Source organism: Janthinobacterium sp. EB271-G4-3-2, assembly GCF_020858035.1.
Classification (GTDB): Bacteria; Pseudomonadota; Gammaproteobacteria; order Burkholderiales; family Burkholderiaceae_D; genus Janthinobacterium; species Janthinobacterium aestuarii.
On sequence record NZ_JACYMG010000001.1, the window covers coordinates 36,758 to 51,114 of the forward strand.

The 14,357-nt window shown below is 66.5% G+C and carries 7 protein-coding genes; 5 read left to right on the forward strand and 2 right to left on the reverse strand.

Annotated features, from left to right (window positions below; translation table 11 throughout):
• The first annotated feature begins 51 nt into the window (after positions 1-51).
• The 4 genes from recC to IGS55_RS00175 all read left to right on the forward strand — a co-directional run bounded on the left by recC (position 52) and on the right by IGS55_RS00175 (position 11,151).
• Positions 52-3,477 carry an exodeoxyribonuclease V subunit gamma gene (gene recC / locus IGS55_RS00160; RefSeq protein ID WP_230518709.1) on the forward strand — a complete coding sequence of 1,142 codons (3,426 nt, stop codon included), beginning with the start codon at positions 52-54 and terminating at the stop codon, positions 3,475-3,477.
• Complete coding sequence (gene recB / locus IGS55_RS00165) at positions 3,474-7,133, forward strand: exodeoxyribonuclease V subunit beta (RefSeq protein ID WP_230518708.1); 3,660 nt, start codon at positions 3,474-3,476, stop codon at positions 7,131-7,133. The genes recC and recB overlap by 4 nt, the downstream gene beginning before the upstream one ends.
• The gene (gene recD, locus IGS55_RS00170; protein ID WP_230518707.1) at positions 7,123-9,084 is read left to right on the forward strand and encodes an exodeoxyribonuclease V subunit alpha; all 1,962 of its coding nucleotides are present in this window, start codon (positions 7,123-7,125) and stop codon (positions 9,082-9,084) included. Before recB ends, recD begins: the two co-directional genes overlap by 11 nt.
• 147 nt (positions 9,085-9,231) lie before the next feature.
• The gene (locus IGS55_RS00175; protein WP_230518706.1) at positions 9,232-11,151 is read left to right on the forward strand and encodes a methyl-accepting chemotaxis protein; all 1,920 of its coding nucleotides are present in this window, start codon (positions 9,232-9,234) and stop codon (positions 11,149-11,151) included.
• Between the two features lie 7 nt (positions 11,152-11,158).
• Here IGS55_RS00175 and IGS55_RS00180 read toward each other — a convergent pair whose 3' ends face one another.
• On the reverse strand, positions 11,159-12,058 hold the full coding sequence (locus IGS55_RS00180; protein ID WP_230518705.1) for a LysR family transcriptional regulator: 900 nt from the start codon (positions 12,056-12,058) through the stop codon (positions 11,159-11,161).
• A gap of 119 nt (positions 12,059-12,177) precedes the next feature.
• Between IGS55_RS00180 and IGS55_RS00185 the strand changes: the two genes are divergently transcribed.
• On the forward strand, positions 12,178-13,110 hold the full coding sequence (locus IGS55_RS00185) for a DMT family transporter (protein ID WP_230518704.1): 933 nt from the start codon (positions 12,178-12,180) through the stop codon (positions 13,108-13,110).
• On the opposite strand, the gene IGS55_RS00190 is transcribed toward IGS55_RS00185, so the two are convergent.
• A complete protein-coding gene (locus IGS55_RS00190; RefSeq protein WP_230518703.1) occupies positions 13,111-13,989 on the reverse strand; it encodes a serine hydrolase in 879 nt (292 codons plus the stop codon).
• Between the last annotated feature and the right edge of the window lie 368 nt (positions 13,990-14,357).

Genomic DNA, 14,357 nt, shown 5'->3' on the forward strand with positions numbered 1-14,357 from the left:
TTTGACGCCTCCGGCCACCGGGCCGGAGGCGCGGCAACCCATCGGATCAGCATGCATACACCCGTCACGCCCGGCCTCCTCATCCTGCACGGCAACCAGCTGGAACAGCTGCGCGCCGCTGTCTTCCAGTGGCTGCGCCAGCATCCGCTGGCGCCGCTGGAAACGGACATCTTCCTGGTGCAGTCGAACGGCGTGGCCGAATGGCTGAAGATCGCCCTGGCCGAGGAAATGGGCGTGTGCGCCGCCACGCGCATCGCGCTGCCGGCGCGCCTGCTGTGGGAAAGCTACCGGGGCATGCTGGGACGCGACAGAGTCCCGCGCGTGTCGCCGTTCGACAAGTCCCCGTTGACGTGGCGTTTGATGCGCCTGTTGCCGTCGTTGCTGGCCGACCCCGTGTTCGCACCGCTGCGCTATTTCCTGGCCGATGGCGATTGCGAACGCCGGCTGCAGCTGGCCGAGCGCCTGGCCGACCTGTTCGACCAGTACCAGGTCTACCGCGCCGACTGGCTGGTCGATTGGGCGGCGGGGCGCGACCAGTTGCGCACGGCGCGCGGTGAATCCATCGCCTTGAAGGACGACCAGCGCTGGCAGGCGCAGTTGTGGCGCGCCGTGGCGGCCGACGTCGAGGAGTTCGAACGCGATACGGGCCGCGCCGACATCCACGACGCCTTTCTGGCGGCGATCGCGGCCGACGCCGCGCCGGTAGGCAAGCTGCCGCGCAGGGTCGTGCTGTTTGGCGTGTCGGCCTTGCCGTACCAGACCTTGCAGGCGCTGGCCGCGCTGGCGCGCCACACGCAGGTGGTGCTGGCCGTACCCAACCCGTGCCAGTTCTACTGGGGCGACATCATCGATGGGCGTGACTTGCTGCGCGCGGAAAACAAGCGCCAGCGCCAGCGCAACGGCACCGACCTGGCCGGGATTCCGCTGGAAGAACTGCATGCGCACAGCCACCCGCTGCTGGCCAGCTGGGGCAGGCAAGGGCGCGATTTCATCCGCATGCTCGACGAATTCGACGAACACGCGCAAGCCGAGGGGCGCGACGACAGCCTGCGCATCGACCTGTTTGGCGAGGAAACGGGCGAGACCCTGCTGCAGCAGGTGCAGGTGGCCATCCGCGAACTGCGCCCGCTGGCCGAGCATGAGCAAACGCCGCCCGATGCCGGCGACCGCTCGATCGAATTTCACGTGGCGCACAGCGTGCAGCGCGAAGTGGAAGTGCTGCACGACCAGCTGCTGGCCATGTTCGCGCACAGCGCCGAGACGCTCTTGCGTCCGCGCGACGTGGTGGTGATGGTGCCCGACATTGACACGTTTACGGCCGCCATCCACGCCGTCTTCGGCCAGTACCGGCGCAACGACGAGCGTTTCATCCCGTTCGAGATCGGCGACGTGAAGGACCGCAGCGTGAACCCGCTGCTCGTGGCGCTCGAGTGGCTGCTGCAGCTGCCGCAGCAGCGCTGCCGCCAGAGCGAGGTGCGCGATCTGCTCGACGTGCCGGCGCTGGCCGCCCGCTTCGGCCTGCAGCCGGACGACCTGGTCACCCTGGGCGCATGGATCGAAGGGGCGGGCGTGCGCTGGGGCCTGGACCAGCATCACCGCAGCGGCCTGGGGCTGGGCGCGGCCGGCGAGCAGAATGCGTGGATCTTCGGCGTGCGGCGCATGCTGCTCGGCTATGCCAGCGGCAGTGGCGCCAGCTTCGGCGGCATCGAGCCGTATGCGGAAGTGGGCGGCCTCGACGCGGCGCTGGCGGGCTCGCTGGCGCAGCTGGTCGAGGCGCTGCTGCACTGGCGCACCGTGCTGGCCGGCACGCGCACGCCAGCCGAGTGGGGCGTGCAGGCGCGCGCGCTGCTGGCCGCCTTCTTTGACGCCGACGACGAGGGCGACCGCCTGACCCTGGCGCAGCTGGAAGGCGCCTTGCAGGGCTGGCTGGAAACCTGCGAGCATGCTGGCTTTGTCGAGCCGGTGCCGCTGTCCGTGCTGCGCGTGGCGTGGCTGGGCGCGCTGGACGAGCCGACCCTGAACCATCAATTCGTCTCCGGCGGCGTGACGTTTTGCACCCTGATGCCGATGCGTGCGGTGCCGTTCCGCGTCGTATGCCTGCTGGGCATGAACGATGGCGATTTTCCGCGCCGCGCGCAAAAGGCCGATTTCGATTTGCTGGCGCTGCCCGGCATGGCGCGCCCGGGCGACCGCTCGCGCCGCGACGATGACCGCTACCTGATGCTCGAAGCCTTGCTGGCCGCGCGCGATAAACTGTACGTGAGCTGGGTGGGGCGCAATGTGCGCGACAATTCCGAGCAGCCGCCGTCCGTGCTCGTGTCGCAGCTGCGCGATTACCTGGCCGCCGGCTGGTCGCTGGACCGGCACCTGGTCTCGCTGACCACCGAGCACGCGCTGCAGCCGTTCAGCCGCCGCTATTTCGAGGCCGATGGCTTGCTGACCTACGCGCGCGAATGGCGCGTCGCGCATGCCGATGCGGAGACGCAGGTGCAGTCCGGGGAACTGGCGCTGGGTCCTTACGAGCTCGATCCCGGCACGCGCTTGAAGCTGGGCGAGCTGGCCAGCTTCTTGCGCCAGCCCGTCAAGTACTTTTTCCGCCGCCGCTTGAGCGTGCACTTCGCCGATGCGGCCATGCTGGGCGAGGATGAAGAACCGTTCGGCCTGAATGCGCTCGAACGCTATCTGCTGGAAGACACCATGCTGGACGACGGCGGCGCCGTGGAAGCCTTGGACGACGTGCGCGCCAGGCTGGAAGCGTGCGCGGAAAAGCTGGCGCGCGAAGGCGTGCTGCCCATCGGCCTGATCGGCCGGCAAGTGCAGGCGCAGCTGGTCGAGGCGCTGGTGCCCGTGCGCAGCGCATGGCTGTCCTTGCGTGCCTCGTTCCCGTACGCGGCCGACAAGCGCGCCATCAACTTGCCGTTTGGCGAAGTGCAGATCGACGACTGGCTCGACAAATTGTGCAGCAACGGGCAGGAAACGGCCTGGCTGATGCAGATTTCCTCGAAAGTGACGGACAAGAGCGGCCTGGCGCGCGGCGACAAGCTGATGCTGATGTGGCTGCGCCAGCTGGCTGCCGCGGCCCTCGGTTTTCCCGTCACCGGTTACCTGGTGGCGCGTGACGCGATCGTCAGCATGGCGCCGCTCGATCCGGCCACGTCGCGCGACGCGCTGGCCACTTTGCTGGCGCTGTGGCGCGAAGGCATGAACCATCCGCTGCCGACGGCGTGCAAGACGGGCCTGGCGCTGGTGCGGCAGGGCGACCCGCGCGCCGTCTACGATGGCGGTTTTGACATGACTGGCGAGCGCGCGGAACTGTGTTTGGCCCGCCTGTGGCCCGAGTTTTCCGCGCTGGCCGCTGAGGAAGCGTGGGAAGACTGCACGCGCGAGCTGTATGGTCCGCTGGCCGACTGGCTGCAGGAACACATCACGATCGACCCGATCAGCGCGCCCGATGATGGCGCGGGAGAAGAACAATGACGAGCCATCTGCTCAACCCCCTGGTGTTTCCGCTGCACGGCTCGCGCCTGATCGAAGCGTCGGCCGGCACCGGCAAGACCTGGACCATCGCCGCCCTGTACGTACGGCTTGTGCTAGGGCATGGCGGCGACGACAGCTGCTTTACGCGCCCGCTGCTGCCGGCCGACATCCTCGTGATGACGTTTACCCGTGCCGCCACGCGCGAATTGTCGAACCGTGTGCGCGAGCGCCTGATCGAGGCGGCCGCTTATTTTCGCCACGAATCCGGCGGCAGCGACCCGTTTCTCGATGCCTTGCTCGAATCCTACCCTGACGAGAGCGAACGGCAAAAGGCCGCGCACAGGCTGATGCTGGCCGCCGAGACGATGGATGAAGCGGCCATTTTCACCATCGACGCCTGGTGCCAGCGCATGCTGCGCGAGCATGCGTTCGACAGCGGCAGCCTGTTCGACGAGGAACTGGTCAGCGACGAGCAAGCCCTGTTCGAGGATGCGGCCCACGATTACTGGCGCCAGCAAGTCTATCCCTTGCCGCCGCTGGCGCTCGACGCGCTGCTGGCCTGCTGGCCCGACATCGGCGCCCTGAAGAAGGGCGCGCGCGAGCTGGCGCGCCGCGCGGACATCATGCGCATGGCGGACGAAGAGCCGTTGTCGGCGCTGATCGCGCGCGAACAGCGGGCGCTGGCCGCGCAGCTGGCCACCCTGAAGGCGGGCTGGGTCGAGCGCGTGGACCAGATGGCGATGTGGATCAATGACCACCGCGCCGCCAATCCCAAGTGTTTTAATGGCGTCAAGATGAAGCCGGAAAACCTGGCGAAGTGGTTCGACGGCTTGCGTAAATGGGCGCACGATCCGCTGTTGCTGCTGCCTGCCATCACGGCCAAGGCGTGGGAACGCCTGACGCCGTTCGGTATCGAGGATGCGTTTGCCAAGAGTTTCACGGCCCAGGTGCCCGAATGCTTCGAGCATACGGAGGCGCTGGGGATCGCCCTGGCGGGTATCACGCCGCTGGCGCACAAGCTGCACCTGCATGCGGCGGCGGCCATCGCGCGGCGCATGGATCAGTTAAAACGCCAGTCGCGCCAGTTCGGCTTTGCCGACATGCTGCAGCGCCTGCACGACGCGCTGGCCGGCGAAAATGGCGCGGCCCTGCGCCAGCGCATCATCGACCAGTATCCGCTGGCCATGGTCGATGAATTCCAGGATACGGCGCCGGCCCAGTACCAGATTTTCAACCTGCTGTACCGGATTGCCGACAACGATCCCGCCCTGGGCCTGTTCCTGATCGGCGACCCGAAGCAGTCGATCTACGGTTTTCGCGGCGCCGACATCCAGAGCTACCTGGCGGCGCGGCGCGCCACCACCGGACGCCACTACCAGCTGGGCACCAACTACCGTTCGACGGCCCCGCTGGTGGCGGCCGTCAACCAGCTGTTCCTGCACGCGGAGCGCGACGAGGTGCCGGCCGGCGCCTTCCGCTACCGTAAATTGGGCGAGAATCCGCTGCCGTTCGAGGCCGTCGACGCCAAGGGCCGCGCCGAACACCTGGTGAACGCCGGCGGCCCGCTGCCGGCCCTGCTGGCCGCCTGCGCCAGCGATGAAGCGCTGCGCGGCGACAGCTACCGCGAGTATTTCGCGCAGCACTGCGCCGAACATATCGTCGCCATGCTGGGCGATGCGCAAGCCGGTTTCGCTGGCCCCGACGGTTTTACGCGCCTGCAGCCGGCCGACGTGGCTATCCTCGTGCGCGACCGCAAGGAAGCGGCGGCCATCCGCCGCGCGCTGGCGCGCCGCCGTGTCGCCAGCGTCTACCTGTCCGACAAGGATTCCGTCATCGACAGCGAGGAAGCGCAAGACGTGCTGCGCTGGCTGGCGGCGCTGGCCAACCCGCTCGACGGGGGGCTGGCGCGCGCCGCGTTTGCCACGCGCACCATCGGCCTGTCGCTGGGCGAGCTGGCGCGCCTGTCGAGCGATGAACTGGAATGGGAACGCAGGATCGAGCAGCTGAAGGCCCTGCACCTGATCTGGCAGCGCCAGGGTGTGCTGGCCATGCTGCGCCGCTTCATCCATGAATTGCAGCTGCCGGCCATGCTGCTGCAGCAGACGGGCGGCGAGCGGCGGTTGACGAATCTGCTGCACCTGGCCGAACTGCTGCAATCGGCCAGCCGCCAGCTCGATGGCGAGCAGGCGCTGATACGCTGGCTGGCCGAGCAGATCGCCGGCGAAGGCGAAAACGGCGACGAGCGCGTGCTGCGCCTGGAAAGCGATGCGGAGCTGGTGAAGGTCATCACCGTGCACAAATCCAAGGGGCTCGAATACCCGCTCGTGTATCTGCCGTTCGCCGTCACGGCGCGCAAGGTGGATAAGCGCAACCGCAGCTTCTTCGAGTATGCGGGCGAGGATGGCGAACGCCGCCTCGACCTGTCCTTGTCCGACGAGGCCATGGCGTTTGTGGAAGAGGCGCGCATTGAGGAAGACTTGCGCCTGCTGTACGTGGCCCTGACGCGGGCGCGCCACTTCCTGTGGCTGGGCGTGGCCGCCCAGGCCGCGCGCAAGGCGGGCGAGAACACCTTGCACGAATCGGCGCTCGGCTACCTGCTGACGGGCGGCGACAAGCTGCCGTTCGACCAGCTGCAGCTGCGCTGGCAGCAGGTGGCGGGCAGCTGCGACGCCATCTATGTCAGCACCTTGGGGCAGCCCGACGCCTGCACGGTGCTGGACCGGGTGGAGCGGCGGCCCGAGTTGCGGCCCGCGCCCGTGTTCGCGGGCGAATTCGAGCGCGACTGGTCGGTGGGCAGCTTTACGTCGCTGACGCGCCAGATCGGCGCCGTGGCGGCAGCGCACGTGCCGCAGCGGGCGCTGGAAGAAACCTTGCTGGAAGATGGCACGGCTGTCGCCGTGGCCTCGCCGATGCACATGGGCGACGCGCCATGGCACCGTTTTCCGCGCGGTTCCGTGCCCGGCAATTTCCTGCACGAGCAGCTCGAGTGGATGGGCGGCGAAGGTTTTGACAGCGTCCATGATGACAACTTCAACACCCGCCTGGCCGCGCGCTGCGAGCGGGCCGGCTGGGGCCACCGCCAGGACGACGCCATCGCCTGGCTCAGGGAAATCGCCCTCACGCCGCTGCCGCTGCTCGATGCCTCGCTGTCCCAGCTGGACAGCACCCTGTCCGAGATGGAGTTCTGGTTCCCCAGCGAGCATTTGTCCACGGCGGCGCTCGACCAGCTGTGCACGCGCTTGCTGCTCGACGGCGCACCGCGTCCCGTGCTGCCGCGGCGCCAGCTGCACGGCATGCTGAAGGGTTTTGCCGACCTGGTCATCGAACAGGATGGCCGCTACTGGGTGCTCGACTACAAGTCGAATGCGCTGGGCGCCAACGACGCGGCCTACCACACGCAGGCGCTGGCGGCCGGCATGGCGCAGCACCGCTACGATATCCAGGGCGCCATCTACATGCTGGCCCTGCACCGGTTGCTGAAAAGCCGTTTGGGCGACGCCTACGACCCGGCCGAACACCTGGGCGGCGCCATTTTCCTGTTCCTGCGCGGCATAGCGAATGCGGACACGCATGGCTGCTACTGGCTGGCGCCGCAGCTGGAACTGCTGGACGGCCTCGATCAACTGTTAGAAGAAACGGAACACCATGCAGCATAGTGAGCAGATGGATGCCTTGTTCAGCCATATCGACGGCGTTGCCGAGGCGGGGCACCTGCGCCGCCTGAGCGCCGCCTTTGCCCGCTTCATCGGCACGCTGGACGAGGGCGCGCCGAATGCGTCCGCCGTGGCCGTGGCCTGCGTCGTGCTGTCCGAGCTGGAAGGGCGGGGGCACAGCTGCCTGATGCTGGCAGACCTGGCCAGCGAACCGTCGCAGTTGCTGGGCTGGAGCGAGGAGCTGTGGCATGCGGTGCTGGCCGTTTCCGGTCCGTTGCCGGACAGCGTCGAGGGCTGGCGCGCGCTGCTGGCCGGCGCGCCGCAGGTGTGGACGGTGGGCGAGGCCGACGTGCGCCAGCCGCTGGTGCTCGATGGCGACCGTTTGTACTTGCGCCGCTACTGGCGCGATGAAAGCCTGGTGGGCGAAAAAATCGCCGCGCGCGCGCAGGATTTGACCAATCCGCCGCTGGCGCAGGTGCGGCTATGGCTCGACATCCTGTTCGACCAGCCCACGCAGGACGGTGGCCCGGACTGGCAAAAAGTGGCGTGCGCCATCGCCCTGCGCGGCAAGGTGGCCATCATCACGGGCGGCCCGGGGACGGGCAAGACCTACACGGTAGCCAGTTTGCTCACTTTGCTGTTTGCCGTCTCGCCGCAGCCGGAGCAGCTGCGCATCGCGCTGGCCGCGCCGACCGGCAAGGCGGCCGCCCGGCTGAAGCAGTCGATCGACAAGGCTCTGGAGGGGCTGGCGGCCAAGGCGGGCGATGCGCTGCCCCTGCTGGAACTGGCGCGGCGGATGGGCGCGGCGCGCACCCTGCATAGCTTGCTGGGCGCGCGGCCCGATACGCGCGCCTTTGCCCATCACGCGGGCAATCCGCTCGACGTCGACGTGCTGATCGTCGATGAAGCGTCGATGGTGCACCTGGAGATGATGGCGTCCGTGCTCGACGCCTTGCCACCCGCGGCGATATTGATCCTGCTTGGCGACAAGGATCAATTGGCATCCGTGGAAGCGGGCGCCGTGCTGGGCGACTTGTGCCACGATGCGCAGGCGGGTGGCTACACGCCGGCTACCATCGCGTATGCGCAGGCGGCCAGCGGCGTGGCCATTCCGCCCGACTTCGCGGGGGCCGCTGGCGCGTTGGCGCAGCAGACGGTGATGCTGCGCCACAGCCACCGTTTCAGCGGTCCGATCGGCGAGCTGGCCTTGGCCGTGAATGGCGGCAGGCCCGATCTTGCCAAAGCGTGCTTCGCCGGCGACAGCGGCGGCCAGCTGGCGTGGAGCGTGAGCGCGCAGCCGGACGAGGTGCTGCGCCTTGCCTTGCGCGGGCGGGCCGATGCGCCGGGCGGCTACCAGCCTTACCTGGCGCTGGTCAATGCCGGCGAAGCGGCGTACGCGCAGCATGACGACTGGGTGCGCGCCGTGCTGCACGCTTTCGAGTCGTTCCGCATCCTGTGCGCCGTGCGCGAAGGCGAGTGGGGCGTGGCGGGCTTGAACACGGCCATCGAGCTGCGGCTGGAAAAGGAAGGGCTGATACGCCGCAGCGAATGGTATGTGGGCCGTCCCGTGATGGTCACGCGTAACGATTACGGCACGGGCGTGTTCAATGGCGACATCGGACTGACCCTGCGCGATCCGGCGCGGCCGGGATCATTGCGCGTGTACTTCCTGGAAGGCGAGAACGTGCGCAGCGTGCTGGCCACGCGCTTGCGCCACGTGGAGACGGCGTTCGCCATGACCGTGCATAAATCGCAGGGTTCGGAATTCCGGCACACGGTGCTGGTGCTGCCGCAGGAAGGCGGCGCCATGCTGGCGCGCGAACTGGTCTATACGGGCATCACGCGCGCGCGCGACTTCTTCACCCTCGTCTCGCCCACGCAGGCCGTGCTGTTCGACGCGATTCTGCGCCGCACGCAGCGGGCCAGCGGCTTGAGGGGGCTGATCGGCAGATAGGGTTCGACAGATTTCCGTGCAGAAATATATGTGTTGTATTCCGAATATTGATGATAATTGTTCCGATTTTTGTGTGAGAATGCCTTCATAGAGAAATAGTGCAAAAGCACTGTTTCTCGTCACTAAAATCGAAACGAGGAGTCCATCATGTTGTCTTCCCTTCGCACGCGGCTGGTGCTCATTTGCGTGGCCATCGTCGTACTGTCCATGCTGGCCTTGTCGGTCGCCAATTACGTCACCACGCGCAGCAGCATGCTGGCGTCGTCGGACCAGCAGATGCAGCAGCTGTTGCAAAGCCAGTCGGCCGTGCTGGCGCAATGGGTCGATGGCAAGAAAAAGGTCATGGCGTCCGTCGTCATGTCGGCCGAGACGTCCGATCCGCTGCGCGCCTTCCAGATCGCAGAAAAGGCTGGCGATTTTGCGGAAGTGTTCATCGGCTACGCGGACAAGCGCTCCGTGTTTACCCATCCGGGCCGCCCGGCCGATTTCGATCCCACGGCGCGCGCCTGGTATACGGACACGGTCAAGGCGGGCGTGCCGATGCTCACGCCGCCGTACGTGGACGCGGCCAGCCACAAACTCGTGGTGTCGTTCACGGCGCCCGTCGGGCCGAAAGAGGCATTGCTGGGCGTGGCGGGCGCGGACGTGCTGCTCGATACGGTGATTGCCAACGTGGTGGCGATCAAGCCGACGCCGCACAGCTTTGCCTTCCTCGTCGACCAGAGCGGCACCATCATCGCCCACGCGAACAAGGACCTGAGCCTGCAGCCGGTGGCGAAACTCGATGCCGCGCTGTCGGCCGCGCAGGTCAACCGGCTGGAAAGCGCGCGCACGAGCGAGGCCGTGCGCCTCAATGAGCGCGACGGCAAGCTGTACGTCACGCGCGTGGCGGGCACCGACTGGCTGCTGGCCGTGGTGCTCGACCAGCAGGAAGCCATGCAGGCGTTGCAGACGATGCTGACGACGGCCACCGTCACGGCCGCGCTGCTGACGGGGCTGGCCGCGCTGCTGCTGTCGCTGCTGGTGTTCAAGATGCTCAAGCGCCTGGAACTGGTGCGCGACGCGCTCGACGACATCGCCTCGGGCGAGGGCGATCTGACGCGCCGCCTCGACGCTTCCGGCGTGGATGAACTGGCGCAGATCGCCGGCGCCTTCAACCGCTTCATCGACAAGATCGCCGCCGTGCTCGTGAAAATCCGCACGGCCAGCGAATCGGTCAAGGTATCGTCATCGGAAATCGCCGCCGGCAACCAGGACCTGTCGTCGCGCACGGAACAGCAGGCGAGCTCGCTGGAAGAGACGGCCGCCTCGATGGAGGAGCTGACCAGCACGGTGAAACAGAACGCGGACAATGCGCGCCAGGCGAACCAGATGGCGCAATCGGCGTCCGGCGTGGCCAGCAAGGGCGGCCAAGTGGTGGCGCAGGTGGTCGATACCATGGCGTCGATCAACGATTCGTCGAAGAAGATCGTCGACATCATCAGCGTCATCGACGGCATCGCCTTCCAGACGAATATCCTTGCGCTCAATGCGGCCGTGGAAGCGGCGCGCGCGGGCGAGCAGGGACGGGGCTTTGCCGTGGTGGCGACGGAAGTGCGCAGCCTGGCGCAGCGTTCCGCGGGCGCGGCGAAGGAAATCAAGCTGCTGATCGACGATTCGGTGAGCAAGGTCGATTCGGGCGCGCGCCTCGTCGACGAGGCTGGCGCGACGATGCAGGAGATCGTCGACAGCGTGCGCCGCGTCACCGACATCATGGGCGAGATCACGGCCGCCAGCGTCGAGCAGAGTTCCGGCATCGAACAGGTGAACCAGGCGATTGCGCAAATGGACCAGGTGACGCAGCAGAACGCGGCCCTGGTGGAAGAGGCGGCCGCCGCGGCGGAAAGTCTGCAAGACCAGGCCAGTACCCTGGCGCAGGTGGTGGGCGTGTTCAAGCTCGATGAAGGGCAGGCGCCGGCGCCTGTCAAACCGGTGGTGCGCACCGCCATCGCGCCGCGCATCGCCAGCCGCCCGGCAACGACGGCCGCCGTCAAGCCCGAACGCAGCGAAGAGTGGGAGACTTTCTAAGTAGCGTTCAAGCGCGCCGGGGCGCCAGGGTCGGCGCCATCTGTTTCGCCACCTCGAAAAAAGCGTTGGTGGCCGGCGTATTCTGGCGCCGGTCGCGCACGGCCAGGCCCACCTTGCGGCTGACGGGGGGATTCAAGGGCAGGGCGACCAGCTCCGGATACTGCTCGCGCAGCCGCTGGGGCAGGGCCAGTTCGGCGACGATGGACAGGCCGTCACCGCGGCTGACCATGTCGAGGATGGTGATGACCTGGCTGATGCGGTACGGTACCTGCGGCTGCAGGCCCGCGTTGGCGAACAGCGGCTCGATCAGGCAGGCGCAGCCCGCCTCGGACATGATGAACGGCCCTTCGCACAATTGGGCCAGGGTGATGGCCGTTTCGCTGGACAGCGGGTGGCTGCGCGGCACCAGCGCCATCATCTGGTCTTCCACCAGCGGCGCCGTATCGAAACGTTCGTCGGGCAGCACGACGAAGCCCACGTCGACCCGGCGCTCGCGTATCCACTGCACCACTTCATGGTCGGCGCCTTCGTCGATGCGCAAGTCGATGCCCGGATAGCGCAGGCGGAATTGCGCCGTGATGGCTGGCAGCAGATTCAAGGACGACGTCGGGCCGAAGGAGCCGATGCGCAGGCTGCCCTGGCGCTGGCCCAGCACGTCGGCCGCTTCCTGGCGCATGGCTTCGGACAAGCCCAGGATTTCGCGCGCGCGCACGAGCAGCTGGCTGCCCACGTCCGTCAGCTCGGCCGAGGCCTGGTGGCGCACGATGAGGTCCACGCCCATCTCCTTTTCCAGCGCTTTTAATGCATGCGAGACGGCCGACTGGCTGATACCCAGCTGCGCGGCGGCGGCGGAAAAGCCGCGCAGTTCGGCCACCAAAGTAAAAATTTCCAGTTGCGTGAAGGTCATGACGTGGTTTCTTTGTGCTATGAGTATTTACTCATTATTTCATGAGTTGATATTAGTATTAATATATAAGTATACCGCACGTGCGGCGCCGCCGCGCAAGCGACATCATAGGACTTTCCATGCGTACTTCCGCCATATCTTCAGCCGCCTTGCCTGCCGTGCAATCGCCGCTCGTCTACCTGAAACTGATTTTCGTCGCCCTGTTCTGGGGCGGTACCTTTATCGCGGGGCGCGTGCTGGCGCAGCAGATGCCGCCCATGACGGCGGCCAGCGGACGTTTCGGCGTGGCCGTACTGCTGCTCGTCGTGCTGGCGTGGAAGCTGGAAGGGGGCTTGCCGCGCCTGGACCGCAAGCAATTGATGACGACGGCGGCGCTGGGCCTGACGGGCATTTTTCTGTACAACCTGTGCTTCCTGGCCGCGCTGTCGCGCATGCCGGCGGGGCGCACGGCTTTATTTGTCGCGCTGAACCCCATCGTCACGGCGCTGGCCTCGGCCATGCTGTTCCGCGAACGGCTCGGATCGTTCAAGTGGCTGGGCATCATGCTGGCGTTTTGCGGCACGGCCATCGTCATCACGCGCGGGGATCTGGCCGGCGTGCTGCACGGCACGGGCGGCGGCATCGGCATGGGTGAAGTGTTCATGTTCTGCGGCATCTCCAGCTGGGCCGCCTATACCCTGATCGGCCGCGTGGCGCTGAAGGGCTTGAGCCCGATCGCCGCCACCACGTATGCCTCGATGTGGGGCTTGGCTTTCCTGCTGGTGGGGGCGGCCGTGGAATTTCCCACGGTGCCGTGGCACAGCTTCGGCTGGCAAGTGTGGGCCGCCATCGGCTACCTGGGCGTGTTCGGCACGGTGATCGGCTTTGTCTGGTATTACGAGGGCGTCAAGGCGCTGGGACCGTCGCGCACGGCTGTCTTCAACAACCTTGTGCCCGTGTTCGGCATCGTGCTGGCGGCGGTGCTGCTGGGCGAGCCGGTGCTCGCCTCGATGCTGGTGGGCGGCGCGGTGACGATTGCCGGCGTGGTGATGACCAACCGGCAAGCGAAATAATTACTTTGCGCGGCGGCGCTTCGATGGCTTCGCCGGCGCCTTCTTGTGCCGGCTGACCGAGGCGCGCATCACCTTCGGCTCTTCGATGCCGTTCTCGGCCGCCAGCATGCGGCGGATGTTGACGGCGTCCATGGCGCGCACGGAATTGGCGCGCGCGTTGAGCAGGATCATGGTGGCGAACTTGCCGGCCGACTTGATGCGCATGATCAGGCAGCGGCCCGCTTCATTCGTGTAGCCCGTTTTCGACAGGCCGATGTCCCAGCCCTTGGCGCCCACGAGGCGGTTCGTGTTGTGGTATTCCACGTCGCGGCCCTTGATCTGGATGACGTCCTTCGAATCCGTGGTGATGCGGCTGATTTCCGGGTAGCGCGAGGCGGCCACGGCCATCTTGACGAGGTCGGCCGCCGTCGACTGGTTGTTCGGCGACAAGCCCGTCGGTTCTTCGATCACGGTCTGGCGCATGCCCAGGGCCTTGATCTTGGCATTGACGGCCACGGCAAACGCCGTCGGGCCGCCGGGGAAGGTGCGCGCCAGCGAGGCGGCGGCGCGGTTGTCGGACGACATCAGCGCCAGTTGCAGCACGTCGTGGCGGCTCAGGCTGGCGCCCACGGGCACGCGCGAGGTGCTGTGCTTCAGGGTATCGACGTCCTCGCGGTCGATGCTGATCTCTTCTTCCATGTTCGCCTTGGAGTCGAGCACGACCATGGCTGTCATGAGTTTGGTCAGCGAGGCGATGGGTACCACCACGTTGGAATTTTTTTCAAGCAAGACTTTGCCTGTACCGTCTTCGACCACCAGTATCGACTGGGAACCGAAGGGCACGGCGATGGCCGCTGTCGAAAGCGTCATCAGCACCGCGGCGAACATTTTTTTGAGCATGGGATTGTATGTGGAAAAGCAGTTTTGGGGCGCCATCGTGGGCGCTGCGCGCAAATCCGGAACGGGGCCGCGCGGGGACGCGGCGTGTATCTCGGAGGCAATATTTGCCAAGCTTAGACAATACCATTAAAGATCAAGCGATGTCTACGGTACAGGCCCGCAACAGGCGGCGTTGCGGCCAATTTGGCAAATAAAAACGGCTATTCTTGCCGTAGTGAAAATTGTTACGCAATTATTGATTTCATCTTGGAAACTTCGTATGATTTGAGCAATATTGATGGCGAGGGCCAGGCGGGCGCCGCGCGCTTCGTCGTTGATGCCTGCCGCTTCGTGCTTCGTCGCCCCGCGCTATGCCCCGCAACAGGGGC

What these genes read in the sequence shown, in the direction of transcription:
- recC (WP_230518709.1), top strand. Translation starts at nt 52, where the DNA reads ATGCATACACCCGTCACGCCCGGCCTCCTCATCCTGCACGGCAACCAG.
- recB (WP_230518708.1), top strand. Translation starts at nt 3,474, where the DNA reads ATGACGAGCCATCTGCTCAACCCCCTGGTGTTTCCGCTGCACGGCTCG.
- recD (WP_230518707.1), top strand. Translation starts at nt 7,123, where the DNA reads ATGCAGCATAGTGAGCAGATGGATGCCTTGTTCAGCCATATCGACGGC.
- IGS55_RS00175 (WP_230518706.1), top strand. Translation starts at nt 9,232, where the DNA reads ATGTTGTCTTCCCTTCGCACGCGGCTGGTGCTCATTTGCGTGGCCATC.
- IGS55_RS00180 (WP_230518705.1), bottom strand. Translation starts at nt 12,058, where the DNA reads ATGACCTTCACGCAACTGGAAATTTTTACTTTGGTGGCCGAACTGCGC.
- IGS55_RS00185 (WP_230518704.1), top strand. Translation starts at nt 12,178, where the DNA reads ATGCGTACTTCCGCCATATCTTCAGCCGCCTTGCCTGCCGTGCAATCG.
- IGS55_RS00190 (WP_230518703.1), bottom strand. Translation starts at nt 13,989, where the DNA reads ATGCTCAAAAAAATGTTCGCCGCGGTGCTGATGACGCTTTCGACAGCG.